At 59.7% G+C, this 24,383-nt stretch carries 22 protein-coding genes and 1 pseudogene; 11 read left to right on the forward strand and 12 right to left on the reverse strand.

Features of this window, described 5'->3' with window-relative positions:
- Nucleotides 1-428 precede the first annotated feature (428 nt).
- The 7 genes from dinB to FZ934_RS08290 all read left to right on the forward strand — a co-directional run bounded on the left by dinB (nucleotide 429) and on the right by FZ934_RS08290 (nucleotide 7,718).
- Complete coding sequence (dinB, locus tag FZ934_RS08260; RefSeq protein ID WP_432443606.1) at nucleotides 429-1,538, forward strand: DNA polymerase IV; 1,110 nt, start codon at nucleotides 429-431, stop codon at nucleotides 1,536-1,538.
- Nucleotides 1,539-2,151: 613 nt separating this feature from the next.
- Nucleotides 2,152-2,469, forward strand: coding sequence for a MocE family 2Fe-2S type ferredoxin (locus FZ934_RS08265; RefSeq protein ID WP_153270676.1), 318 nt, complete (start codon nucleotides 2,152-2,154; stop codon nucleotides 2,467-2,469).
- A gap of 2 nt (nucleotides 2,470-2,471) precedes the next feature.
- The gene (locus FZ934_RS08270; protein ID WP_153270677.1) at nucleotides 2,472-3,695 is read left to right on the forward strand and encodes an NAD(P)/FAD-dependent oxidoreductase; all 1,224 of its coding nucleotides are present in this window, start codon (nucleotides 2,472-2,474) and stop codon (nucleotides 3,693-3,695) included.
- A 47-nt stretch (nucleotides 3,696-3,742) separates the two neighbouring features.
- Nucleotides 3,743-4,732 carry an inositol 2-dehydrogenase gene (iolG, locus tag FZ934_RS08275; protein WP_153270678.1) on the forward strand — a complete coding sequence of 330 codons (990 nt, stop codon included), beginning with the start codon at nucleotides 3,743-3,745 and terminating at the stop codon, nucleotides 4,730-4,732.
- Between the two features lie 251 nt (nucleotides 4,733-4,983).
- Entirely contained in the window at nucleotides 4,984-5,958 is a 975-nt protein-coding gene (locus tag FZ934_RS08280; RefSeq protein ID WP_153270679.1) for an aldo/keto reductase, read from the forward strand.
- The gene (locus tag FZ934_RS08285; RefSeq protein ID WP_153270680.1) at nucleotides 5,955-6,644 is read left to right on the forward strand and encodes a creatininase family protein; all 690 of its coding nucleotides are present in this window, start codon (nucleotides 5,955-5,957) and stop codon (nucleotides 6,642-6,644) included. Before FZ934_RS08280 ends, FZ934_RS08285 begins: the two co-directional genes overlap by 4 nt.
- A gap of 57 nt (nucleotides 6,645-6,701) precedes the next feature.
- The gene (locus tag FZ934_RS08290) at nucleotides 6,702-7,718 is read left to right on the forward strand and encodes a sterol desaturase family protein (protein WP_153270681.1); all 1,017 of its coding nucleotides are present in this window, start codon (nucleotides 6,702-6,704) and stop codon (nucleotides 7,716-7,718) included.
- An 80-nt stretch (nucleotides 7,719-7,798) separates the two neighbouring features.
- Here FZ934_RS08290 and FZ934_RS08295 read toward each other — a convergent pair whose 3' ends face one another.
- From FZ934_RS08295 to FZ934_RS08320, 6 genes are all read right to left on the reverse strand, one after another.
- Nucleotides 7,799-8,968, reverse strand: a complete 1,170-nt coding sequence (locus FZ934_RS08295) for a Gfo/Idh/MocA family protein (RefSeq protein ID WP_153270682.1) — start codon at nucleotides 8,966-8,968, stop codon at nucleotides 7,799-7,801.
- Between the two features lie 80 nt (nucleotides 8,969-9,048).
- Nucleotides 9,049-10,023 (reverse strand): substrate-binding domain-containing protein, encoded by a 975-nt coding sequence (locus FZ934_RS08300; RefSeq protein WP_153270683.1) that lies wholly within the window; start codon nucleotides 10,021-10,023, stop codon nucleotides 9,049-9,051.
- A gap of 348 nt (nucleotides 10,024-10,371) precedes the next feature.
- Complete coding sequence (locus FZ934_RS08305) at nucleotides 10,372-11,181, reverse strand: ATP-binding cassette domain-containing protein (RefSeq protein WP_153270684.1); 810 nt, start codon at nucleotides 11,179-11,181, stop codon at nucleotides 10,372-10,374.
- A gap of 8 nt (nucleotides 11,182-11,189) precedes the next feature.
- Nucleotides 11,190-12,164 carry an ABC transporter permease gene (locus FZ934_RS08310; RefSeq protein WP_246737881.1) on the reverse strand — a complete coding sequence of 325 codons (975 nt, stop codon included), beginning with the start codon at nucleotides 12,162-12,164 and terminating at the stop codon, nucleotides 11,190-11,192.
- A gap of 186 nt (nucleotides 12,165-12,350) precedes the next feature.
- Entirely contained in the window at nucleotides 12,351-13,196 is an 846-nt protein-coding gene (locus FZ934_RS08315; protein WP_203437223.1) for a TIM barrel protein, read from the reverse strand.
- A gap of 35 nt (nucleotides 13,197-13,231) precedes the next feature.
- Nucleotides 13,232-14,239 carry a Gfo/Idh/MocA family oxidoreductase gene (locus FZ934_RS08320; protein ID WP_153270686.1) on the reverse strand — a complete coding sequence of 336 codons (1,008 nt, stop codon included), beginning with the start codon at nucleotides 14,237-14,239 and terminating at the stop codon, nucleotides 13,232-13,234.
- A 210-nt stretch (nucleotides 14,240-14,449) separates the two neighbouring features.
- Here FZ934_RS08320 and FZ934_RS08325 point away from each other — a divergent pair, with 210 nt between their 5' ends.
- Both FZ934_RS08325 and FZ934_RS28650 read left to right on the forward strand, forming a co-directional pair.
- Nucleotides 14,450-15,493, forward strand: coding sequence for a LacI family DNA-binding transcriptional regulator (locus FZ934_RS08325; protein ID WP_153270687.1), 1,044 nt, complete (start codon nucleotides 14,450-14,452; stop codon nucleotides 15,491-15,493).
- Nucleotides 15,494-15,574: 81 nt separating this feature from the next.
- Nucleotides 15,575-15,856: a topoisomerase DNA-binding C4 zinc finger domain-containing protein gene (locus FZ934_RS28650; RefSeq protein WP_153270688.1), complete on the forward strand. Its 282-nt coding sequence runs from the start codon at nucleotides 15,575-15,577 to the stop codon at nucleotides 15,854-15,856.
- 35 nt (nucleotides 15,857-15,891) lie between these two features.
- Here the strand turns inward: FZ934_RS28650 and FZ934_RS08335 are convergent.
- The 5 genes and pseudogenes from FZ934_RS08335 to FZ934_RS08355 all read right to left on the reverse strand — a co-directional run bounded on the left by FZ934_RS08335 (nucleotide 15,892) and on the right by FZ934_RS08355 (nucleotide 20,244).
- Nucleotides 15,892-17,473 (reverse strand): annotated as a pseudogene (locus FZ934_RS08335) (Na+/H+ antiporter).
- 78 nt (nucleotides 17,474-17,551) lie between these two features.
- Nucleotides 17,552-18,376 (reverse strand): oxidoreductase, encoded by an 825-nt coding sequence (locus FZ934_RS08340; RefSeq protein ID WP_153270689.1) that lies wholly within the window; start codon nucleotides 18,374-18,376, stop codon nucleotides 17,552-17,554.
- A 15-nt stretch (nucleotides 18,377-18,391) separates the two neighbouring features.
- Nucleotides 18,392-18,895, reverse strand: coding sequence for a nuclear transport factor 2 family protein (locus FZ934_RS08345; protein ID WP_153270690.1), 504 nt, complete (start codon nucleotides 18,893-18,895; stop codon nucleotides 18,392-18,394).
- 90 nt (nucleotides 18,896-18,985) lie between these two features.
- Entirely contained in the window at nucleotides 18,986-19,798 is an 813-nt protein-coding gene (locus tag FZ934_RS08350) for an SDR family oxidoreductase (RefSeq protein ID WP_153270691.1), read from the reverse strand.
- A 32-nt stretch (nucleotides 19,799-19,830) separates the two neighbouring features.
- Nucleotides 19,831-20,244 carry a GlcG/HbpS family heme-binding protein gene (locus FZ934_RS08355; protein WP_153270692.1) on the reverse strand — a complete coding sequence of 138 codons (414 nt, stop codon included), beginning with the start codon at nucleotides 20,242-20,244 and terminating at the stop codon, nucleotides 19,831-19,833.
- Nucleotides 20,245-20,438: 194 nt separating this feature from the next.
- On the opposite strand from FZ934_RS08355, the gene FZ934_RS08360 reads away from it, so the two are divergent.
- On the forward strand, nucleotides 20,439-22,655 hold the full coding sequence (locus FZ934_RS08360) for an ATP-binding protein (RefSeq protein WP_194273774.1): 2,217 nt from the start codon (nucleotides 20,439-20,441) through the stop codon (nucleotides 22,653-22,655).
- Nucleotides 22,652-23,212 carry a hypothetical protein gene (locus FZ934_RS27770; RefSeq protein ID WP_194273775.1) on the forward strand — a complete coding sequence of 187 codons (561 nt, stop codon included), beginning with the start codon at nucleotides 22,652-22,654 and terminating at the stop codon, nucleotides 23,210-23,212. The genes FZ934_RS08360 and FZ934_RS27770 overlap by 4 nt, the downstream gene beginning before the upstream one ends.
- A gap of 12 nt (nucleotides 23,213-23,224) precedes the next feature.
- On the opposite strand, the gene FZ934_RS08365 is transcribed toward FZ934_RS27770, so the two are convergent.
- Nucleotides 23,225-24,379: a hypothetical protein gene (locus FZ934_RS08365; RefSeq protein ID WP_194273776.1), complete on the reverse strand. Its 1,155-nt coding sequence runs from the start codon at nucleotides 24,377-24,379 to the stop codon at nucleotides 23,225-23,227.
- Nucleotides 24,380-24,383 lie beyond the last annotated feature (4 nt).

The raw sequence follows: 24,383 nt of genomic DNA on the forward strand, positions 1-24,383 counted from the left end.
TCGTCAATTCAAGGGTTCCATCTCGTTCAAAAGCGAGTATGTTCTACATTTGTTCCTTTCTGGATTTCGAGTCAACGGGCGCGTTTCGGGTGGATTTTGATCACACAGGCCATCCACAGCACCACAATCTGCTGATCCATGAGGGAATTCAAAGCGTTAGCCGCGGTCGATCCACAGGGCGTATGATATCTTACGGATGAGAAAAAATTCCTGCGATCAGATAACTGTGCGACAACATCGGGCTCCAATCATCGCCCTGGAATGCGACATCTGCGATCGCCGGACCGATCTCGATCGGAAGGTGGTGGTGAGACAGTTTGGAGCGAGCCTGCCTCTCCGGCAGCTCCGGCGACGACTGACTGTCGGCTGCTCCAGGATGAATTGCGCAGACAGTATCGACCGTTGCCAGGCGCGTTTCCTGGATATGGATGTCGGCAATGAGTGATCCTGCCGAAATCGCTTCATCGGCGCGGATACGCAAGATCATCCATATCGACATGGACGCCTTCTACGCCTCAGTCGAGCAGCGCGACAATCCCGAGCTTCGTGGCAAGCCAGTCGCCGTTGGCGGTTCGGCGGCGCGTGGGGTTGTTGCGGCAGCAAGCTATGAGGCACGCACGTTTGGTGTCCATTCGGCAATGCCATCGGTGACGGCAAAGCGGAAATGCCCTGATCTCATCTTCGTCACGCCGCGCTTCGACGTCTACAGGGCCGTGTCTGCGCAGATCAGGGAAATCTTCGCTGAATACACTCCCATGATCGAGCCGCTGTCGCTCGACGAGGCTTATCTCGACGTCACGGAAAACCTCAAGGGAATGGAGATCGCAACCGAGATTGCTTTGGAAATCCGCGCCAAGATCAAGGCCGTGACCGGGCTCAATGCATCCGCCGGAATCTCATACAACAAGTTCCTCGCCAAGACGGCGAGCGATCTCAACAAGCCCAACGGACAGGCGGTCATCACGCCGAAGAACGGCGCGGCATTTGTGGCTCAACTCCCAGTGAAGAAGTTCCACGGGGTCGGACCGGCGACCGCCGAGAAGATGCACCGTCTCGGCATCGAAACGGGAGCCGATCTCCGGGAGAAGGACATTGAGTTCCTGGTCCAGCACTTCGGAAAGTCGGGGCCTTACTTCTACGGCATCGCCCGCGGGATAGAGGACCGCCAGGTCAAACCGAACAGGGTGCGAAAGTCGATCGGAGCGGAAGACACGTTCGCGCAGGACCTTTACGACTACGCGCCCGCGCTGGAAGGACTCAATCCTTTGATTGCCAAGGTCTGGCGCTATTGCGAAGCGAACAACATCAGAGGCAAGACCGTCACCCTCAAGGTGAAGTATGCCGACTTCACGCAGATCACGCGTGCGAAAAGTACGGCCCAAGGATTCCGGTCGCCTGAGGCGATCGAGGAAACGATCTCTAACCTTTTGGAAGCGGTGTTTCCGACCCGGAAGGGCGTTCGCCTGCTTGGCGTGACGCTGTCCTCGCTAGAACGCCAGACGGATGGGAGCACGACACAGCTCGCGCTGATGCTCTAGGCTCTCAGTGATCAATGGACTCCGATTTGTCTAATCCCCGCGTTTTCGCCCTTAGATTGGCGTGATCTTTCCAGCATATACACACGGAACATCTCGCGAAACTCCCTGAAGGATCGAAAGCCAAGGCTCGTCAACGCCCTGGAAATCGCGGACTGTGAGAGGCGGCAGTGGCTGCCTAAGGAGGCCTTGGTTCCAAAGGCGATCAACTCGGGCTGAGTAAAACCGAGCTCCAGAACTGTCTTCAATGTTGTCGAGAACCCGGCTTGTCTGGTGACGACCAGGTTTTTCAGTTGCTCTACACTGCGTGGCGGCAGCAATTGGCTATCCCCGAGCATGTTTCGATCTCTGGCTTCGATGGTCGTCGCGACCTGTGGCGAACGTCGAAACTATCCCCAGTGGCATGCAATCGATCTACCCGCTGGCTGATTGAAAGCAATCAGTCAGTGGTCGCCTGAAATCTGGAGAGCGTCCAGTCCCTTGGTGGCGTGCGAGAACGAGGTCCGGGTGAATGCGTGACCAGTGGCGCCATCGTTGATGCAAAACCATCAGGTTGGGTGAGTGATGCCGTCCTCCTTTCCGGTATGGAATTAAGCGAACGTGCCGGGAGGAAAACATGGCAGATAGCTGGATTGAAGTTTGCGCCAAGGATGCAATCGATGAGGAGGACGTGATCCGGTTTGACTACGGTGGAAAGACATATGCGATCTACAGGAGTCCGGAAGACACTTTCCACGCGACGGACGGCCTCTGCACCCACGAGAAGATCCATCTCGCCGATGGTCTCGTCATGGACGACACCATCGAGTGTCCCAAGCACAACGGGCGCTTCGACTACAAGACGGGCGAAGCCGTTGGAGCTCCGGTCTGCATTAATCTGAAAACCTATCCAGTGAAGGTCGAAGGCGAGGCCGTCTTCATCAAGGTCGCCTGACGATGAACGCCGGGATTGTGATCATTGGCGCTGGCGAGTGTGGCGCGCGTGCCGCGTTCGTGCTGCGCGAATATGGATACGAGGAGCCGATAACTCTCATTGGCTCGGAAGCGCACCCGCCCTACGAGCGGCCGCCACTTTCCAAGTCTCAGGGTGCAAGCGCGCCCGTCGTCGTAGCGCCCCGGGACAAATACGCTTCCGAGCGGATTGACCTTCGGACTTCATGCACGGTGACCCGCATCGATCCCGATCTCCAGCTAGTACATTTCGCTGAAGGCGACCCGATCAAGTATGACAAGCTTCTTCTGACGACGGGCGCGACGCCGAGGATGCTTCGAGGCATATCTCCGGCGAGCAAGCGCATCCTTCCAATGAGGACATTCGAGCACGCGCTTGGCATCAAGTGCCTTCTAGGCCCGACCCGCAGGACAATCATTGTCGGCGGCGGCTTCATTGGCCTCGAAGTGGGAGCCATGGCGCGGGCCGCAGGAACCGAAGTGGTCATCCTCGAGACGCAGTCCAGGGTATTGACCAGAGGAGTGCCCCAAACCATTGCCGACACGTTGGTGGAACGACATCGCCAGGAAGGTGTCCGATTTGAATGCGGGATTCAGATTGAGGCCGTTCGCGAGACCGACGACGCCGTCGAAGTCGAGCTGGCGGATGGCAGAACGCTGACTGCGGACTCTCTGGTGGTCGGCATAGGCGTCGTTCCCAACACGCAGCTTGCCGAGGCCGCTGGTCTGGTGATCGACAATGGCATCGCGGTGAACGAACTCCTGGAGACCTCGGCCGCCAATATTTACGCAGCGGGCGACTGCTGCTCGTTTCCTTCGGCAATCTACGACGGACGTCGTGTACGATTGGAAAGCTGGCGAAACACGCAGGACCAGGGGATCCATGCCGCGAAGATGCTTCTCGGCAAACCGGATACCTTGGCCTCGGTTCCTTGGATGTGGTCCGATCAGTACGATCTGACGCTTCAGGTCGCAGGACTTGCAGACGGCTCCGAGCGCAGCGTCGTGCGGAACTATGAAGACGGTTCCCGGATCATCTTTCACCTTGGCGCCGATGGTCGCCTACTTGCCGCCAGCGGTATCGGAGTTGGGAACAGTATCGCAAGAGACATGAAACTCTCGGAAATGCTCATTGCCGCCCGCGCGGAGCCGGATCCAGACCACCTCTCGGATCCCAGCTTCAAACTCAAATCTATCCTGCCGCGATAACCACGCCGCGGCACATATTTTCGTCTCTAGTACCCAGGGAGGGTTTCATGACTGTAAGATTTGGTCTTCTCGGCGCCGGCCGCATCGGCAAGGTGCACGCTAGGGCCGTCACCAGCAATCCGAACGCAAGGCTGGTCGCCGTTGCCGACGCGTTTCCGCAGGCAGCGGATGCCATTGCCACCGCATATGGCTGCGAGGTCCGCACGATCGAAGCAATTGAAACCGCCAAGGACATCGACGCCGTCGTCATCTGCACGCCGACCGATACCCATGCGGATCTGATCGAACGTTTCGCCCGCGCCGGAAAGGCGATCTTTTGCGAGAAGCCCGTCGATCTCGACGTCGACCGCGTCGAGGCCTGTATCAAGGTAGTGAACGAGACCAAGGCAAAGCTGATGGTTGGCTTCAACCGCCGCTTCGACCCGCACTTCGTCGCAGTTCGCAAGGTAATCGACGAGGGCAAGATCGGCGACGTCGAAATGGTGACAATCACGTCACGCGATCCCGGCGCACCGCCCATCGACTACATCAAGCGCTCCGGCGGCATCTTCCGCGACATGACGATCCATGATTTCGACATGGCCCGCTTCCTGCTCGGCGAAGATCCGGTTTCTGTGCTGGCGACCGCCGCCGTCCTGGTCGACAGCGCGATCGGCGAAGCTGGCGACTTCGACAGCGTTTCGGTTTTGCTGCAGACCAAATCCGGCAAGCAGGCAATGATCTCGAACTCCCGCCGCGCGACCTACGGATACGACCAGCGCATCGAAGTTCATGGATCGAAGGGAATGGTGTCGGCCGAGAACCAGCGCCCGGTTTCGATCGAAGTCGCCAACGGCGACGGCTATACTCGCCCGCCCCTGCATGACTTCTTCATGACCCGCTACACCGAGGCCTATGCTAACGAGATCGCGAGCTTCATCGACGCCATCGAGAAGGGCGCCAAGATCTCTCCGTCCGGCCACGACGGGCTTGCGGCCCTTGCACTGGCAGACGCTGCCGTCGAGAGCGTGCGCAGCGGCCGACGGGTCAGTGTCTGAGGGCACAACACCAACAATAGATAACTGCCTCCCAAGCAGCGTGCCCCGCCCCCGGTCCCTGAGCCGGGGGCTTTTTATTGCCGACGGCAGGGCAGTGATTGAAATCAATCAGTCCTGCACCCGTCCCGCCGGGTGATACGTGGTAGTTCAGATGCTGCCGGAAATAGGAGATCGATGCATCCTGATCTCGTCTTCAGATCGATCCTCCTGCGTCCAGAATATGACTTGGTTGTTGCCGTGGGAGGACACAGGTGCAGTATCGTGAATTCGGCCGAACTGGCTGGAAAGTTTCGGAAATCGGCTTTGGCGGCTGGCAGCTCGGCGGCGCCTGGGGCGACATGGACGACGACGCTTCGGTGAAGACGCTTCTTCATGCGTTCGAGCGCGGCATCAACTTCGTCGACACTGCACAGCTTTATGGCAACGGGCATTCGGAGGAAGTTGTCGGGCGCGCGCTTCGCGAATGGAAGGGCGGAAAGATATACGTCGCCACCAAGGTTCAGCCGACAGTCTGGCCGGATCCCAAGAATCGCAATCCTCCGGTTCGAGGGCGTTTCCCATCGTGGCACCTTCGCGAGAACGTCGAGAACTCGCTGACGCGCCTAGGTGTCGAGCGCATCGATCTCTATCAGCTACACTCCTGGGGTCCCGCAGGCCACGTGGAACTCGACTGGCTGGAAACGCTCAACGATCTCCGGGTGCAGGGCAAGATCGATCAGATCGGCATCTCATTGCGCGATAACGAACCCGACGAAGGCGTTGATGCCGCGAAGCTTGGCCTAGTGGCATCACAGCAGGTCATCTTCAACATGTTCGAGCAGCCCGCCCGCGAGCGACTGCTTCCGGCCGCCAAGGAAACCGGGACGGCAATCATTGCTCGCGTGCCGCTCGACAGCGGCTCGCTCAGCGGGAAATGGACCGCCGACACCTATGCTGGGTGGAAGCCGGGCTCGCAGCAGCACGACATGTTCAAAGGCGACCGCTTTGCGGAGACCCTGAGGCGCCTCGAAGCGCTGAAGGCCGAGATTGGCGACGGTCATGGTGCACTGGCAGAAGTCGCGATGCGTTACGTACTGTCGCACGATGCCGTCAGCGTCATTATTCCCGGCATGAGTTCGATCCGTCATGTCGACATGAACATCGACTGTTCTGATGGCAGCAGGCTTCCTGAAGAGCTGATCGAGCGGCTGCGCTCTCACACCTGGGTCAGGAATTACTACCGATGACCCAAGCGATCGAACTGCTTCGGCCATCGCAAATCCGGGCGGCATTCGAGGCACGGTCTCTCGTCTACCTGCCTCTCGGCACCATCGAATGGCATTGCGAACATCTTCCTGTCGGGCTCGACGCGCTGACGGCATACGGCATCTGCAGCAAGGCAGCGGAAAAGACCGGAGGGCTCGTTTGGCCCACCCTCTACTACGGCACTGGTGGCGATCACGGGGAGTATCCCTGGACCGTAATGATGGAAGGCTCCGAAGAACTCGAAGTGCTACTGCGCAAGACCTTCAGCAGGCTCGCCACACTTGGCGTTCGCCGCGCGGTGCTGTTCTCCGGCCACTTCGCCGATGGGCAGTTGGAAATGATCGATCGGCTAGCGGCCGAAGCGAGTGGGCACCTCGGGATTTCCGTCGTGGCGACAGCAGTCAACCGTTTCGATGTCGTTGGCTTTCCGCCGGATCACGCTGGGAAGTTCGAGACGACGCTCCTCGCGGGTCTGCATCCGGACACGATCGATCTTAGCGCTCTGCCGGATATCGAGTCGGGAGACGACAGGCGCGACCGTCATGATCCCGCCAGCCCGCTCTGGGGCGTGATCGGTGCCGATCCCCGCAACGCAAACCTTTCAGAAGGGTCACGGCTCGTCGAGGAGATTGCCGTGAGACTGGCAGCTATGGCGACCGATGCTTGAACGCCTACCGCATGTGCTGCGCAACCGAAGAATTCGCTATAGCCTAGGGAGAGAGAAATGAATGATCTTGAATACGGTACGCGCGACAAGCGCGGCGATTGGCGTCCGAAGGACCCATTGAAGGTGGGTCCGCTCCTCGACTTCCCGTGGAGCCCGATTCGCGTCCTTAAATGGTTGCCCGCCTACTTCTTCCCATGGAATGTCACGTTTATGGCCGTGGGCGCCCTGTTCTGGTTCTTTCTCACGCCAAGCCGGGAGACCTTGCAGACCTTGAGCTGGGACTGGCCGCTCCTGCTCCTCCTCCGTAATTCCGCGCTTATCCTGGCGCTATACGGCGCGCTTGAGCTGCACCTCTACATCAGGCGCGCGCAGGGCAACCGTTTCAAGTTCAATGGCAAGTTTCCATCCGAACAGCCGTCGAGCGTGTTCTGGTTCAAGAGCCAGTCTGTCGATAACGCGCTGCGCACATTCGGAACAGGCCTGCCGATCTGGACCGCCTATGAGGTCCTCATGCTCTGGTGCTGGGCGAACGGATACGGGCCTTGGGTGGTCCTCGGCGACCACCCAATCTGGCTGGCCACCTTCGCCCTGGTGCTGCCGCTGATACACGAGGTCCACTTCTTCTGCATTCACCGCCTGATCCACGTGCCGATCCTCTATAAATGGGTTCACTCGGTGCATCACAACTCGGTCAACCCGAGCCCGTGGTCTGCGCTGTCGATGCATCCTGTCGAGCATCTGCTCTACTGGTCCGATGTCCTGATCCATCTGGTGATCCCGTCGCATCCGTTACTCGTTCTCTACCACCTGCAGATCACCGGAACAGGCGCCGTGATCGGGCACGTCGGCTTCGACAAGGTGGAGGCCGGACAGGAAGGTGCCGTGGATACGCATGCCTATGCCCACTACCTCCACCACAAGTATTTCGAGGTGAACTATGCCGACGGCATGCTGCCGATCGACAAGTGGATCGGCACCTGGCACGACGGCACCAAGGATGGCGACCGCATGATGCAGGAGCGATACAAGAAGAAGGTCGAGAAGATGAACCGGGGCGCCGCCGAGCAGAACTGATCGGCCCCGATTGGCTTCGACATGCAAAGAAGGCCGCGATAACCGCGGCCTTCTTTTTGTCCTGTCGTCCTGGAGTGGTCTCAGCGCTTGGAGTTGAAGTTGATCCACGCTGCGTTTGATGCCGACGACGCCAGACAGGCCTCGATGAACTGCATCCCATCGACGCCGTCATCGACCGTTGCGAAGACCGGATCCGCGAGGCCGGACGTGCATCCGCCACGGATCGCCGCTGCGGCATCTCGATAGACATTGCCAAAGGCCTCGAAATAACCTTCCGGATGCCCCGCGGGAATCCGGCTCAGACGCTGGGCGTACGGCGACGTTCCCGCCGCGGCCCTCTGAATGATTTGTCGAGGCTTTCCAAGCGGCGAGTGAAGGAGCGCATCGGGATCCATCTGCGACCACTCGAGGCCGCCAAGGGAGCCAAAGATCCGAATTCTCAGGCCGTTTTCAGGACCGAGCGCGATCCCGCTAACCCACAGAATCCCGCGCGCACCGCCGGCGAACCGAAGAAGAACTTGCGCATGATCATCGACCCGACGGCCTTCAACAAGCGACGCAAGATCAGCAGAGAGCTCGTCCAGCTCCAACCCTGAGACAGTTCGCGCGAGATGCCAGGCGTGGGTGCCGATGTCGGCAATGACGCCCGCGCCTGCTTGAGACGGGTCCGTACGCCACGAGGCCTGCTTGTTGGAAGTTTTCTCGACCGCTTCGGCCATCCAGCCTGATGGGTATTCGACCTGTACCGATCTTATCTCGCCGAGCTCGCCTGTGGCGACCATTTGCCTGGCCTGCCTGACCATCGCGTAGGCGGAATAGTTGTGCGTCAGGAAGAACATCTTGCCCGATGCGTCGACCGCTTGCTTCAGAGCGATGGCCTCCTCGAGCGAAGCCGTCAGCGGCTTGTCGCAGATCACGTGGATCCCGGCTGCGAGGAACGCCTTGGCGGCGGGCGCGTGCAAGTGATTGGGCGTGACGATCGAGACGACTTCGATGCCATCCTCACGGGCAGCTTCTGCCCTCGCCATCTCGGAGAAGTCGCCGTAGCAGCGCGCCGGGTCGATGCCGAGATCGGCACCCGAGGCTTTCGATATCTCCGGGTTGGACGAAAAGGCTCCCGCGGAGAGCGTGTAGTTTCCGTCGAGCCTCGCTGCCAAGCGATGCGGTCCGCCGATCAGGGAACCTCTGCCCCCGCCCACCATTCCAAGCCTCAACGGCCTCTGTGTCGCCGGATTGCTATAGCCACCCATCGTCGTCCTCCTTTGCGATATAGCTGAAATAGAAAAGCTGCCCCGCAGGAAGCAGAGCAGCTTTCGAACTTTCGAGTGTATTAGCGTACGCCTGCTTCGACGCCCTTCAGGGTCGCTTCGACGTTCGAAGAGTCGACGATAGCAGGACCGGTGAGGATCGGAACCGTCGGTGACTCCATCGCGTAATCGACATATGAGGCGAGCATGAAAACTGACAGGTAACCCTGCAGATAGCCCTGCTGATCGACCGCGAACATCTGCGTTCCGGTCTTGATGCGGTCAAGCATCGCCTTGTCGGTATTGAAAGACCCTAGCTTCACGCGCTCGACCGCATTCGCCTGCTGAATCGCGATCGCCGCGCTGTCGGCGTCCTGGTTGCCCATGGTTACCACGGCATCGATCGCGTCATCCTTCATGAGCGTAGCCTTGATCGCTTCCGAAACGGCGGTCTTGTCGCCGAAGCTCGTGGCGGGCAACGGAAGCTGTGTGGCCTTCGAACCTGCCTTGGTGACCTCGTCGATGATTCCCTTGCATCGTGCTTCAAGGTTCGCCGCACCCGGTACCGTGTTCACACAGAGAACGTTCTTCGCCTTATGCTCCGCGAGATACTTTCCGGCCGCCTGGCCCGCGACCAAGTCTTCGGTGCCGATGTAGTTGATGCTGCCGAGTTCCTTGGACTTATCAGTGCCGCCGGAATTGTAGAGCAGGATCGGGATTCCGGCGGCCTTGGCTGCCTTGTAGGCTTCATCCTGAGCGTCCGGCACCCAGTTCGGCGCGGCGATGCCGTCGACGCCCTGGCTGACAGCCGTGCGAATAAGCTGAGCGGCATCAGGGCCGATGTTGTCATAGGTCTGCAGCGCGAGGTAGTTCACGGTGCCGCCGCGAGCCTGCACGAGCTTGGCAGCGTCATCAATGCCACGCTTGACGATCGCGAAGAACGGATCGTCGGCCTTGCCGCCGACGATGGCGATGTTGGCAGCACTTGCAGAAACTGCTGTTCCGAGAAGAACGGCGGCAACCACGGTGCCCTTGAGAATGCGTTGGAAATTGATCATCAGTTCCTCCTCCAGGTTCGGTGATGATATACTTCGACTGACTTAAATTGCCCTTGGCCAGTCCGGGTCCCGGAAAAGCATCGCACTGCAATTTCCGGAGCAATTCCTGATGTTTCGCCGATCGGCTGTGGCTGGCTCTCCTCCCTGCCCGAAATCCGTCCGGTTGTTCGTGAAGCAAACATTCATCGAGCACCGGGGCCGTTCAAGATTGTCGCTGATGCAAAACAATCAGCTTTTGAAGAATGTCACCCGAGTAGGATCCCGCCCTCATCAGGGCGAGCCCCAGCGTAACGAGGTCGGCCTTAAACCCGACCTCGTCAGATCTGCGAACTTTGCACTGGGGATGTTCTAGGCGACGGCGGCCGAGGCGATGTCTCTCTGGTGCGCCTCGATTTCCGCTTCGAGTTCCGCCATCTGCTCGCCACCCGCCATAAGGTCGGTGATCTCCTCACGCGTCCGTTCGCCGCGCCGGAAATCCGCAGCAACCTCGCCGCGGATCAGCACCGCGAAGTGGTCGCCCACAGTCAATGCGTGAATGACCTGATGGGTGATGAAGATGACGGCAAGGCCGCGTTTGCGGGCCTCGAGAATGATGCGGAGCACGTGCGCGGCTTCCTTGACGCCAAGCGCCGCCGTGGGCTCGTCGAGTATAAGGACACGGGCGCCGAAATGCACGGCACGTGCGATGGCGAGCGACTGCCTTTCGCCGCCCGAGAGACCACCGACGAGTCGGTCTCCATCATCGATGCGCGTGATCCCGAACTCCTGGACCGCCTTGACGGCAATGTCGTTCGCCCGACGACGGTCGTAGATGGTGAACGGCCCCCAGCGTCTCGTCGGCTCGGCACCGACGAAGAACGATCGGCCGATGCTCATCAGCGGAAATGTGCCACCGAACTGGTGCACGGTCTGGATCCCGCGATCTGCCGCCTCGCGCGGGCTTGCGAACTGAACCGCAGATCCATCCATGTGGATTTCGCCAGTGTTCGGTCGGTAAACGCCCGCGAGCGTCTTAATGAGAGTACTTTTGCCCGCGCCGTTGTCTCCGAGCAGACAGAGGACTTCGCCTGCGTGGACTTTGAGCGAGATGTTGTGGAGGACATCGATCGGCCCGAAGGACTTGTTCACTCCACGAAGTTCGAGAACTGGTGTGGTCATGGTGAAGCTCACTTCTTCTTGAGGGTCAGGGCCATGCGGCGGAATGTGTTGTTCATCAACACCGCGCCGAGCAGCATCACGCCAATAATCAAGCTCGACCAATTGCGGTCGAAATCGGTGAAGTAGATGCCCTGGTTCACGATCGCAAAGGTCAGCGTTCCGAAGAAGATGCCAACAATCGACCCGAACCCGCCAGTCAGGAGCACGCCGCCTACGACCACCGCGATGATCGAGTTGAAGATGTAGGTCATCCCGGCCGAAACCTGAGCGGAATTGAACAGGATCGCCTGGCACATGCCGACGAACGAAGCGCTGACCGAAGACAGCACGAAGAGAAAGACCGTCAGCTTCTCAGTCGGGATACCTGCGTTGCGGGCACTGACCCGGTCGCCGCCCATAGCGAAGATCCAGTTCCCGTAGCGTGAGAAGTGGACGAAGAAGATGTAAACTGCAGTCAGGCCGAGCCACCACAGGATGATGTTCTGGAAGGTGCCACCGATGAATTGGCCGAACAGAAACTTGGCAATCGGATCGGCATTCACCGGAACGCTCGTCGTTCCAGTAATCAGAACGGACACGCCGAGCACTATCCCCTGCATCGCGAAGAGTGTTCCGAGCGTGATGATCAGGGATGGCACGGCGGTGCGGATCGCGATGTAGCCGTTGATAAGGCCCACCACGAGACCGACGCTCAGCGAGCCAACTATGCCGACCCAGATCGGAAGCCCGTAGTGGCCGGAAAGGATCGCGACTGTCATCGACCCGGCTGGGATCATGGCGCCGATCGAGATGTCTAGTTCACCTGCGATCATCAGCAGACCAACTGGAATCGCGATGATGCCGAGGTTACAGGCGACGTTCAGCCAGCTTGCGGCTCCGGACGGCTCCAAGAACTTGGTGCTGCCGAAAATGACGAAGAACAGCAATACGGCGACCAGCCCTAGAAGCGCTCCCGCCTCAGGGCGGCGCAACAGGTTGCCCAACGTTGAGCCGCTAGGGGCAGCCTGCGGTTTCTCTGCTGTGATCTTCTGCCCTACCGAAAGGGTTTGGTTTGCCATGGGATTTCCTCCTCCCCGATGATGGGCGCGTCGGTTAGTTGTCCGAGGCGCCGCCTTCAGTGTCGGGCGTCCAACGCCCTTGTCTCGCGGCCGTCCTTCCGGCCGCTATTGTCATGCAAGCTCGTTTGCTACTGCTTCGCTGATAAACTGGAAGCTCTTGCGAACACTGTCTTCGAGATGCGGGTCCGCGTGTACGGATGGCGCGAAAGGTTCGAAGGAATAGGCGCCTTTGTAGCCGAGCGCCTCGAGTGCGCGGATCTGCGCGATATTGTCGAGGCGGTCACGGTCGTCGACGAGGATACGGTGACCGTCCTGCATGGCATCGGGCGCTACCGTAGGATCGACGACGCCCGAAATGTGCACAATCCCGGTCATCTCCGGGAAGTACTCGGTTTCGCCTGCCAGAAAGTGATGAAACGTGTCGTGGACGAGCCGGAAGTGATCGTTGCCGCCAACGGCCGCGATGGTGTCGACCGCCTCGCGCTTTAGACGTAGCGACGATGTCGTGAAACCGAGCGGCTCGACGAGAGCCTTCAATCCGGCCGACCGCAACAGCGGAAGAACTTCGGACAGGGCATGACGAAGATCGGCCAGCCGCTTTTCGTCTGGCTCCTGGCGCCCGTCATTGCTCGGGATCAGACTGATGGTCTCAGCACCGGACGCCTTGGCCTGTTCGATGAGCAGCGCGATCTTTTCCTTCATCGCCGCGGACCAGCGATTGAACCCATACGCCTCCGAAAGACCCAGGAGCTTCAGGCCGCGGTCGCGTGCATATGCACCGATGGCCGCAGGTGCTTCACCATCGAAGAACACCCTCGTGGTCAACTCCTTGTCAGCGAGGTCGTTGCGCAGTTCGACGCCCTTGCAGCCAAGCCGGGCTGCAAGGTCGATAAACTCGCGGCTGCTCAGCCTGGGAGCGGTGATGTGGTTGAGGGCGAAGCTGATATCGGCAGTCACGTGGTATCTCCTCGAAATTTTCTCTTGCACGAAAGCTATTGGTAAAGCGTCGGTTTTGATGGCGTTTCGATCTCCACACGCACTCTTTCCGACAGGCCTCGCAGCGCCGCCTGAGCAACGACCGTCGCGTAATATCCATCCCACGCGCTGGCAGCGATGGCAGACGGCCGACCGGTCCGCACGAAATCGACGAATGCCTTGTTCTGTAGGCGATAGGCCTCCGAAAACCGTAGCCTCCAATCTTCCGGATACCGCTCGAAGGATGACAGCCCGCTGTTATAACGAGCATCAACCGGAGCGCTGAGCGATACCGATCCTTCGTCGCCAACGAGTTCGCCGCGGATATCATAGCCGTAGGACGCGTTGTTGTGGACTTCGATACTGGCGAGCTGTCCAGAAGTGGTCTCCAGAACCATGAACACGAACGCTCCAGTAGTCGACGCATCGGACGAACTGGGCTGGAAGACCGTGATCGCCTTGTAGTCCGTGCCGAGTATTGACCTGATAACGTCGAACTCATGCGGCGCCGCGTTCGTGATCGACATCTGCCCGGTGAAGTTGGCAGGCACGCGAACGCTTCTGTGACAGTTGTGCATGATCAGCGGGCGGCCGACCCTGCCACCGTTCAGGGCGGCGCACATAGCCTGATAGGAAGGATCGAACCGACGCATGAAGCCGAGCTGGACAGTTCGGATGCCTCGCGAAACCTCGGCATCGACAACGCTGCGACACTCTTCCGGGCTTTGCGACAAAGGCTTCTCACAAAGGACGGGCTTCCCCGCGTCGATCGACGCCAGACACAGCGAAGCATGCGTTTCGTCAGGGCTGGCGACGAGGATTGCGTCAACATCGTCTCGACGAATGACATCGCGGGGATCAGTGGAAACGTCCAGTGCGCCACACTCGTCAGCGACCGACTTAGCACGGTCACGCGACGCGTCACAAACCACCTGCAAAACAGCTCCACCGATATCCTGGGCAACGATGCGTGCGTGGTCAGCGCCCATAATGCCCGCGCCAATGACAGCAACCCGAACAGACATTTCGCCTCCCGCGAACATGAGATGTTACCCGTAACCCAGGCGCGTCCTCCCAACGCAAACCTGCTTGATGAAACATTCGTACAAGAACGGAATAAACATTCCACAATGAGGCTGATTGATTTCAATCAGCTTACATGTAGTGATCCTCCAAGACATGGGGAGAAGGCGCTGCTTTCCACGTAAGCAAGTCTGCCGCCGGGATGAAATAAAATGGCTGATGCTAAGCGCAGTAGAGTGACACTTACGCAAGTGGCTAGACTTGCAGGGGTGGGAACAGCAACGGTAGATCGCGTCCTGAATGATCGCGGCAACGTTAGCGAAGATATTAGCAAACGTGTCCTGGAGGCAGCCAAGGAACTCGGGATCCGGCGACTGCTGCCGCAAGCTCACCGACGACTGATCAGGATCGATGTCATACTGGCTCGACCGGAGCTTCCCCTCATCGCGCGGATGGGTTTCGAATTTCGGCGCCTTGCCACTTCAATCGATCGGTCGATCGTAATCCATCACACTATCCTCGACGATGAACGTCCGGAGACGATCGCGAAAGCTCTAAGCAAGACCACGTGCGACGCCGTCGTCTCCTACATGCCCGATCATCCTCTGGTTCATAAAGCGGTCGATGGTTTGAGCGCACGAGATGTCCCAGTTGTCACTGTGATTTCTGACGTCCCGAACTCTGCCAGGATCGGATACGCGGGCACAGATCACTACAAGGCCGGGCGCTCGGCAGGATACTTTCTTACCCGAATGGGCCGGCGGCCAGGCCCGATCGTAATCCTCTGCAACCACCTCGGATTCCAGTCACACGCGGACCGAGTTAGGGGCTTCGTGGATTTCCTGCAGGGCAACACAGACTCTTGGAACGTCACAGAGGTGGTTGAGGGGCTTGATAACAGAGACAAGTCCGAACTCGGGTTGCGAGCTGCCTTCAAGAGACAGGCCGATGCCGTAGCTGTCTACAACGTGGGCGCGGCAAACATCGCGGTGGCAAACGCCATCCGGGCGAATATACTTGAGGTCCGGCCCGTTTTTGTTGGCCACGAACTCACTCGGAACACAGCCGCCTTTCTTCGAGAGGGCTTGATGTCGATTACCATCGATCAGAGCCCCGAACTTCAGGTGTGGAAGGCTATCAATCTGCTGCTCAGACACTTTTCTTACGGAGACGGTACGTCGCTGATGCCAGTCAACGCCGAAATTCCCACGGTGCTGTATGGACCGGAGAACATTCCGGATCCGCTCCCGTTCTGAGAGGACGGCGGCAAAACCCGAGCGCCTGGTTCTCGGCCGCCCCCGACAAGCCGCTCATGTTCTTCGAGGGCCTATGGGCGCTTGCGTGGAGGAGCGTGCTCTTCTTGCCCCATATGCAACGATGGTGGGCTCGTTGATCGTTCTGGTCGCTACGGCAACTTTCTCGGCTGCATTCGATATCCGCAGTGCACTGGTAACGTGCCGAAGTCGCCCCACAAATCGCCTGGTGCGAAGGCTCTACGAGGAAGCCAACTTAGGCAAGCGGGCTGCCGCGAGAGCCACCGGGAACATAGCCATACGATCGAAGAATTGCTTCCCGTACCCATTCAGGACAACGCAGCGATTTATGAGATCAAAACCTAGATAGATCCCTACCCAGTAGTCTGTGTGACTTCGGATCATGCCTTCGCTGAGATGGCACTCAGTTCCTCCAGGTCGAGATCCCGCTCGAGTTCCCGGAGTGTCTCGTCATCAATCTGCCCGACACGATGCAGGCGTATGAGTTCGCTCCGGCCAACAGCGACCGCCTCCAGCACGACATCGAAGTGAGCATGAAGCATCGGCGCATAATCCTCGGTTCTCTCCGCGTAGTCGATGATTGCGGTCGCTCGACGTTCGTATCTTGCCAGCAATTGAGGATGGATCAGAGTGCCCTCATGGTCGTATGCGAGATCCTTCACCTTCACGAACTGAACCTGCGCCATTGCCGCTTCGGCCTGGCTCATCGTCATTGGTGCGCGTTCGGCTTCGGCCTCTCCCAAACCTGCCCAGGAGATCACGGCACCAAGCGTCGTTCCCTGCAGGAGTACTGTCCCCATGATCACGGCGAACGAAATGACGAGGATAAAGTCGCGCCCGGGAAAGTCGTCTGGCAAGCTCAAAGCTAGCGCAAGGGTGACCACCCCGCGTACGCCCGCCCAGCCTAGAACTGTCGCCGCCCCCGCCCCATCGGAACGGATCGGCAAGACCCAGGCCGTTTGCGAGCTTTATTACGAGATCAGAGCCGAAGACCCAGATGAAGCGAGCCGCAATGAGTGCGATGAGGATCGCGAGCGACGGGAACGTCATGGTCTCGATCATCGCGATGAAGCCGCCACCGCGCTCGACGATGTCGCGCAGAGAAAGACCGATGAGGATGAAGACCATCGCCTCCATGAGGAAAACCAGTACCGTCCAGAACGACGTACCGCGCATGCGTGTCCCCGCTGACATGACGGGTGTGCTGGTGCCATGAGGCTATAAGACCCGCTGTCACAGTGGCGATCACACCAGACACATGGAGTTGTTCCCCCAATAGATATGCGATCCAGCAGAGCAGCGTGGTTGCCGCGATCATGAGATAGTCGTCGCGAAGTCGCCGGACTAGCTTGACCCATGCGAAGCCAAGCACGCCCCCCAGCAAAGCACCGCCTGCGGCAAGCACAACGAACGTCCCAACTGCGCTGACCGTACTGAATGCTCCAGTCGCTGTCGCTGCGACGGCAAAGCGGAAGAGGACAAGTCCGCTCGCATCATTCAGCAGGCTCTCGCCTTCAAGCAGGATCTGAAGGCGGCGCGGCAGGCGTACGTGTTCGAGAATCGCACGGGCGGCCACTGCATCCGGTGGTGAGACGATGGCTCCGAGCGCGGCGCAGGCCGCCCAAGGCAAGGACGGCATCAACAGATGGGCGACAACTGCAACGACAACGGTTGTGAAGAGCACCGCCCCGACGGCGAGCGAGGCGATGCCGAACATGTGTCGCTTCAGCCTGTCGACGGCAATGGTCCAGGCGCCATCGAAAAGAAGAGGCGGAAGGAAAATGACCAGCACGAGTTCGGGATCGACCGTGATCGCGGGTATCCCGGGACGAAGGCCAGCATGGCACCACCCGCAAGCAGCGCCACAGACGGAGGTAGTCCCAGGCGGTGAGCGAGATAGTGGAGCGCAATGATCGCAAGAAACATTGCGATCACGAGTTCAAAGAGATGGGTGCCGTCCATATGTCTCCCCGGGCCAACGCGTTACATCAAAGGACGGCACCGCCTAAAACGCAACATCGGGAACGCGGTGCACCTTCTTCAAAAGTCGGTGGAGACCGAGACCTCTCGCCACCGCTTGATGATGTCCCCGTCGGACAAGTGCTTCGCTTCGATCGCAGCAACCGTGTCGCTACCGAACGGCATGCGCACAGGTGGCTGCGCGACATCGGCGAAGGCCACGATCTGCCGGGCAAACTTCTCCGGGTCGCCGGGCTGGTTGTGGTTCAGCGAAGACGCATGCTCGCGGACCGCACCTGCGGTTCCGTCATAGTCAGAGATCCGGTTGCCGCTCGACGACAACGAGCTGGGATCAAGGAAGTCCGTCCGGAAATAGCCCGGTTCGATCACGGTCACATGGATTCCAAGCGGTTCCAGTTCCGCGTGAAGCGCCTCCGACAGCCCCTCGACCGCAAACTTCGTCGAACAGTAGACACCGAATCCTGCACCCGCGCGGTAGCCACCGATCGACGAGACGTTGAGGATGCGACCGAACCTCTGCGATCGCATCTGCGGGAGCACTGCACGCGTCACCGTCAGCAGACCGAAGACGTTTGTGCGGTAGAGCCGTTCGACCTCCTCTGCCGAGGCTTCCTCGACTGCCCCGATGAGGCCGAATCCTGCATTGTTCAGCAGCACGTCGATAGCACCGAACCGCTCGACTGCCTGACGGGCAGCGTCCCGCGCCTGCTCCTCGTTCGTCACGTCCAGCGCGGCTGCGAGAAGGTTGCGCCGCTCTCCGAGCTTCTCCGTGACCGATCCTGCGCTGCGGGCGGTGGCGACAACGTTGTCACCGCGTTCAAGAGCAAGCTGCGCAATGCGGGCGCCGAACCCGCGCGATGCTCCGGTTATGAACCAGGTCTTCATCTCGGTGTCCTTTTCCTATTCGGAGGCAGCAGGCAGCGCCCAGAGCTTGTCGAAGGCGATACTGTCGAAGAATGCCGATGCTTTCACGATCTTGCCGCCATCGAGATCGAGGAACCAGGCATAGGTGTTCTTGTATGGCTGGCCATCCTTCGCGGTTCCGGCTGCGTCGAAGAACACGATGACGGTGTCGCCGTCGGCATACATGTTCCGGATCGTCGGCTTGAGACCGACGCTCATGCGAGCGTTGAACGGTTTGATGACCTCGTTGATGAAGGCATCCCGACTGCCATAGGACTTGGAAGCGGCCGAATTGCCCGTGATCGTCCAAGTGACGTTGTCGGCCAGGAGATCATACGGGCTTCCGGTGCCCGCGGCCCATGCATCGAACGCCTTCTGCACGGTCGCCTTGTTTGCGACCTCGTCGGCCGCGACCGCGCCTCCGGCAGCCATGCACAGTGAAATAGAGGCCGCACATGCGATACCTCGCAGAGTTGCCACCAATGATTTGCTGTTGCTCATCTCAGAACTCCTTGTGAACAAGTTGCCTGCCACCGGGGCCTATCCCGGCGGCGGAGGTGAGCGGCGGGGGCAACGCCGCCTTACTGCAGCTTAGATCTGGGCTTCCCAGGCCTTGAGCTGGTGATCCTTCAACATGTCCTCAATCACCTTCGGGCAGACATTGCGGAACTTGCCCGTATCGGCCGGAACGATCTCGATCATGCGATCGATCATTTCTTGGGCATCCATCTTGCCCTCCGGTGTCGCGAAGAAGTCGTCGAATCCCTTCCTGAGATCGGCGCGCTTCGTGAAGTTCTTGCTGTCATCCATCCACCGGAACGGATTGTCGGCCATCGTCTCGTTGTAGCCGGTGTAGTAGGCGCCGGGATTGATGGTCTGGATCTTGATACCATAGGCGGCAAGTTCCTGCTGCAGCGCTTCAGCGATGGATTCGAGCGCGTGCTTGGTCGAGACGTATGTCCCCCAATTCGCCGGCGTGAAAAGGCCGCCCATCGAGGAGGTGAACACCACCTTCTTGCCATGATGCTTTCCTTCGCGGATCCAGCGCTGGATTACACCCTGCGTGAGTGTCAGCGGAAGGAAGACATTCATTTCGAAGTTGCGGCGAACTATGTCGACGGGGATTTCCCAAACGGGACCTGGTTCACCCTGCCCCGCATTATTCCAGAGGACGTCGAAGTCCCATCCTTGCGCCTGCTTGATGTCGTAAGGATCCGTGAGGTCCAGGCGCTCGACGCGGATGCGTCTGCCGAGATCCAGCTTTGTCACTTCCTCGCGCATGGCCGTAACCATCGGGGAAACCTGGCAGGTTGCGATGATGTTGTGACCGTTTCTGGCCATTCCGATTGCAGCGGCCTTGCCGAAGCCTGATCCGCCGCCAGTAATGAGGATTGTCTTTCCCATGTCATTCTCCCTTCGTGCTCGCGAGTTAATGGTCAGCGGAGTGTCGCCTCGAAGGCTGCGAGCCCAGCCTTGGCGATCTTGGTGTCCTGCTCGATGGTTCCGCCAGAGACGCCGAGCGACCCGGCCAGACCGCCATTGGGACATTTGAGCGCTATGCCGCCCGCGTAGGGTGCCAGCCCGCCGTTGCTCAATTCCAGATGGGGCGCGGGAGCGCCGGGCTTCAGATAGTCCCAAACATCCTCGCTGTTGCATTGGAAGAGCACGGCGGTCCGAGCCTTCCGCATCGCGATGTCGATCGATCCGAGCACTGCGCCGTCCATGCGGTGAAAGGCTTTCAGGTGCCCGCCCTCGTCCAGAATGGCGATGATTGCGGCAAGGCCCATTTCCCGGGCCTTGGTCTCAGCGTGATCGATGATCGCCTGCGCGTTGTGAGCCGAAATCGGCATTGGCAAACCTCCCATCCGTCCGTTCTTTTTCGATGGACGGAGTGTCGATCCGGAGGGTGGGAGGTTCAAGTTGGTAGCTGTTAAGAGTTGTTAAGGCGACGCAACAGGCTTTCGGACACCTTGGCCGAAGAGGCACTAGACTTGCCGCTTATGGGGTCTTCGGGTATCTACAAGGCCTTCTCGCGGAGCCAGTCGTGTCGGTGGAACGGTTCACTTTCGGCCCTTTTGAGCTCGACCCAGTGCGGCTCGAGCTGCGACGCGATGGAAATCGCCTGAATGTCGGCGCGCGGGCATGCCGGGTGCTCATGGCGCTGCTTGAACGGCCGGGTGAAGTCGTCAGCCAGCAGGAACTATTGACCGCCGCCTGGTCGGGCCTGCAGGTCGCGGACGTAAACCTTCGGGTACATATCGTAGCGTTGCGCAAGGCCATCTCCGGCGGACCCGACGATGCATTCGACATCGCCACGGTACCGCGTGAGGGATATGTATTCGCGGGTCCCGTGTCAGCGGACCGCGCGAGTGAAGCTCCCCGTCCGCCTCCTTCCCGCGTTCCTAGACAGCTCAGCACCCTGTTCGGCAGAAGCGAGGCCCTGACTGGTCTCGGCGACGCGATCACCACACATCGCATCGTGACGATCGTCGGAGCGGGAGGCATCGGCAAGACCGCGCTGGCGCTGGCAGCTATTGCGGAGCCAGCCAGCTATGTTCATACCGAGTGCGTCTTCGTCGATTTCTCCACGTCCGTGTCATCGCTGCAGGTGGCGGTATGCGTTTTTGAAGCGCTCGAGTTGGAGGGGTCTCCAAACGATGTCGTCGCTCATATCGAGCGTGCCCTCCGAGGCAGGACAATGCTGCTTGTCTTCGATAATTGCGAACACGTCGTCGGCGACGTTGCAGCCATCGTCGCAAGGCTGACGAGCAAGAGCGAAGGTATTGCGATCCTGGCCACCAGCCGAGAGCCGCTGCGGGTTCCCGGCGAGCAGGTGTTTCCCTTGCATCCCCTTGCCTGTCCGCCGGCAGGGACCGCGCTGACGGCTCAAGCAGCCATGGGCTACGCGGCCGTGCAGATGTTCGTGGAAGCTGCGAGCCGAAGGTCGGGTGTATTCGCTCTGGACGACGCAGATGCGTCCCTTCTTGGAGAAGTCTGCCGCCGCCTCGATGGAAGTCCACTTGCGATCGAACTCGCCGCAGCCACCAGCGATTCCATGACCATCCCCGAACTGGCTCGTCGGCTCGACGACCGCTTCACGGTGCTGACCCGCGGGACCCGCACAGCCCTGCCGAAGCACCGGACGCTCCAGGCGGCGATCGACTGGAGCTATGACGCTCTGAACGAGGTCGAAGCTGCTGTGATGCGCCGCCTTGGCGTGTTTCCCGGACGGTTCTCGGCGGACGACGCACAGGTAGTCGCCAGCACGGAAACGGTGACCGCCACGGCAGTTCAGGAGGCATTGGCGAACCTCAGGGCAAAGTCACTCATCACCGTCGACTTCGGAGGAGAGGCAGCTTCCTTCAGGTTCCTTGAGACGATGCGCGTCTACGCGAGGCTGAAGCTTCTGGAAAGCGAAGAGGCTTCCGTCGTCTATGCGCGCTTCGTTGATCATACACTGCGCCGATTGGCGGCGATCAACGGGCGGGAAGATGTCTCCGGGCATCTTAAGAGGAGCCATGGCGGTATCCTGGATGATTGGCGCGCGGCACATGACTGGTCAGTGCGGAACGGCGACTGGCGAACGGCACTGAAGCTGATGGCAGCGGCAATTGGTCTCTGCCAGTCCCTCAACATAAAGGCGGAGTATGTAAACCGCTCGGCCGAGACCCTCCGCACAATATCTGCGGATGTGCGGGACGAAGAGAGCCTCCGGTTGGAGATGCTCGTCTGCGATGTCACGGCGCAGATCCTTCTCGATACACAGCCTGTTCATCCATTGAACTTTCTCGACCACATCGAGACTGCTGCATTGCGATCTCTGGATCTCTCGAAACGGTTGAACGCACCTGAGCAGCGCATGAACGCACTCGTGACACTCACCAGTGCGGCCGTAACGGCCGCGAATGTAGCGAAGATGGAGCGCTACGGCTCTGAAGTCTTCGAATTCGCGCAACAGACTCAGAGCGCTGACTTCCTTCACACGGCGCACTATCTCAACGGCTTTGCCAAATACTACTGCTCCGACTTCGCCGCGGCGCTGGGCGAATGTGAGCGGGCGATGACCGTCGCCAAGTCAATGATGTCTCCCCCTCCCGTCGCGACTGATTACACGTCGAACATTCAAGTTCTCCGCTCGCGCGTGCTTTGGATCCGCGGCGATTTCGAACGAAGCCTAGAGGAAGTGGAGGAGGCTCACCGCTCCGCGATCGGGGCGGTCACGCTCCTACGATATCATGGGTTGCATGGGGCGGCGGCGTGAGCGTCTATCTGTGGGCGGGCGCCTTTGACCGAGCGGCGGCCAGCGCGAAGCTCTTCGAAGATCTGGCGATCGAATACAGTATTCCTGGATGGGCCAGGTACGTTCCAAGTATGCGCGATGCGATGGACCGCCTTCGGAATGGCGGAAGGTCGTTTGGCGCCGGACCGATTGATTGGACACCGCATGTACCCTCCCATGCAGATGTTATGACGAGCATTCACTGTGCATTTCACAGGCCCATCGATCTCCAGCGGATCGAGGCTATGCCGCGACACTGGTGCGCGGCGGAACATTTCCGCGCCGCCGGCGAACATCACCTTGCTGCCGGACGGACGGAGGAGGCTGAGAGGCTCTATTCAAAGGCCCACTCGGTATCGCTGTCGCAAGGTGCCGTCGCGTGGGAAATACGCGCTACTTTGAGTCTCGCCAACCTTAAAGTTCGGCAACAGCAAGCTGCCGCCGCCCGCTTGCTTCTGGAGCCGATCATGGACCGCTATCCAGACTCGCGAGCGAACGCAGACATCGCATACGCGGCGGAACTGCTGGCCATCTGCTGACAAGCGCTTGCGTCAGCGCGTATCCGCTCCGAGCAGAGAGCTCCTCGTCTGCCCTGCCGACCTGAAGGCTACCGAAGAATAGAGAAGGAAAGACAGTGCAGTCATTGCGACTGCGGCCCAGCCGCCGCCGAGGACGTTGGTTTCTGTCGTCGCGAAGGATGCGACCAATGGCCCTAACCCGTTACCAAACAGGATTGTCGGCAAGATCAACACGGCCGCCCGCCGGGTGGTGTCGAGCCTGACGATCTCCGCCATCTGGAAGGCTTGCAGGGCACATGAGGCGCTGGCAAAGATGCAGATCGAAGCTATGAACGCCATCGGTGCATCGGTAAGGATGGCGAGCGCGATGAAACCTGCCTGTGCCAGCACAAGCATCAAAAGGCTCGGCCATTTTGCTGCATTCGGAACGAGCCATGCCGAGAGCCACGAAGCGGCCACCTGGCAGGCGAGACTGGCGGAGAAAGCCAGGCCGATCACAGACGGGCCAAGACCGTGCTGAGTTGCAACGCGCTCGATATAGGTCCAAGCCGCACCAAGTCCCGCGGCTTGAAGGACTGTTGCGCCCCCGAAAAACATTACGGTTCCGCTGAAACGAATTCCCGTTCGTTCCCCGCGCTCCAGGACACTCACCTTGTCGATCAGCGTGACAGCGAAGAGTGCCGCGATCAGCGCTCCAGCGGCGAGCGCGTAAAGCGCCGCGGCAACACCGAACCTTGGTATCAAGAGAACAGGAAAGAGATAGGCAAGTCCAATCTGGGGCAGCACAGATGCGCCACAGAGGATCCCGGTGAGGCGATCGGGATTCTTCGAACGCACGATGATCGCGTTCGCGGCTCCAAAAAGAAGTCCTGCGAGGAGGCCTGCGACGGCCCGGTCGAGCAATACGGCGGATGTTGTTTCAGCGTGTGCGTTCGCAACATTGACCGCCACCAATCCGAGCGCTGTCGCTGCGGTCTTTAGGCGCATGACGCCACGCGCCATCCAGTAGCCACCAACAGTTGCGCCCAATGTCAGACCGAACAATTCGAGGGTGGCCGCTTGGCCGATGCCTGCCTTGCTCAACAGGCCCGCATCATTCAACCCGCCAAGGAGGATCGGAAGCACGCCGAGTGACAGCAGTGACGCGGTCCCGATGATGATTGCTCCGCAAATCGTAGTCGGCCTCATACGT

The organism is Rhizobium grahamii (assembly GCF_009498215.1).
In the GTDB taxonomy this organism is placed as follows: domain Bacteria; phylum Pseudomonadota; class Alphaproteobacteria; order Rhizobiales; family Rhizobiaceae; genus Rhizobium; species Rhizobium grahamii_A.

Coding starts and splice junctions, on each gene's coding strand:
- dinB (WP_432443606.1), top strand. CDS start 429: ATGTCGGCAATGAGTGATCCTGCCGAAATCGCTTCATCGGCGCGGATA.
- FZ934_RS08265 (WP_153270676.1), top strand. CDS start 2,152: ATGGCAGATAGCTGGATTGAAGTTTGCGCCAAGGATGCAATCGATGAG.
- FZ934_RS08270 (WP_153270677.1), top strand. CDS start 2,472: ATGAACGCCGGGATTGTGATCATTGGCGCTGGCGAGTGTGGCGCGCGT.
- iolG (WP_153270678.1), top strand. CDS start 3,743: ATGACTGTAAGATTTGGTCTTCTCGGCGCCGGCCGCATCGGCAAGGTG.
- FZ934_RS08285 (WP_153270680.1), top strand. CDS start 5,955: ATGACCCAAGCGATCGAACTGCTTCGGCCATCGCAAATCCGGGCGGCA.
- FZ934_RS08290 (WP_153270681.1), top strand. CDS start 6,702: ATGAATGATCTTGAATACGGTACGCGCGACAAGCGCGGCGATTGGCGT.
- FZ934_RS08295 (WP_153270682.1), bottom strand. CDS start 8,968: ATGGGTGGCTATAGCAATCCGGCGACACAGAGGCCGTTGAGGCTTGGA.
- FZ934_RS08300 (WP_153270683.1), bottom strand. CDS start 10,023: ATGATCAATTTCCAACGCATTCTCAAGGGCACCGTGGTTGCCGCCGTT.
- FZ934_RS08305 (WP_153270684.1), bottom strand. CDS start 11,181: ATGACCACACCAGTTCTCGAACTTCGTGGAGTGAACAAGTCCTTCGGG.
- FZ934_RS08320 (WP_153270686.1), bottom strand. CDS start 14,239: ATGTCTGTTCGGGTTGCTGTCATTGGCGCGGGCATTATGGGCGCTGAC.
- FZ934_RS08325 (WP_153270687.1), top strand. CDS start 14,450: ATGGCTGATGCTAAGCGCAGTAGAGTGACACTTACGCAAGTGGCTAGA.
- FZ934_RS08340 (WP_153270689.1), bottom strand. CDS start 18,376: ATGAAGACCTGGTTCATAACCGGAGCATCGCGCGGGTTCGGCGCCCGC.
- FZ934_RS08345 (WP_153270690.1), bottom strand. CDS start 18,895: ATGAGCAACAGCAAATCATTGGTGGCAACTCTGCGAGGTATCGCATGT.
- FZ934_RS08350 (WP_153270691.1), bottom strand. CDS start 19,798: ATGGGAAAGACAATCCTCATTACTGGCGGCGGATCAGGCTTCGGCAAG.
- FZ934_RS08355 (WP_153270692.1), bottom strand. CDS start 20,244: ATGCCGATTTCGGCTCACAACGCGCAGGCGATCATCGATCACGCTGAG.
- FZ934_RS08365 (WP_194273776.1), bottom strand. CDS start 24,379: ATGAGGCCGACTACGATTTGCGGAGCAATCATCATCGGGACCGCGTCA.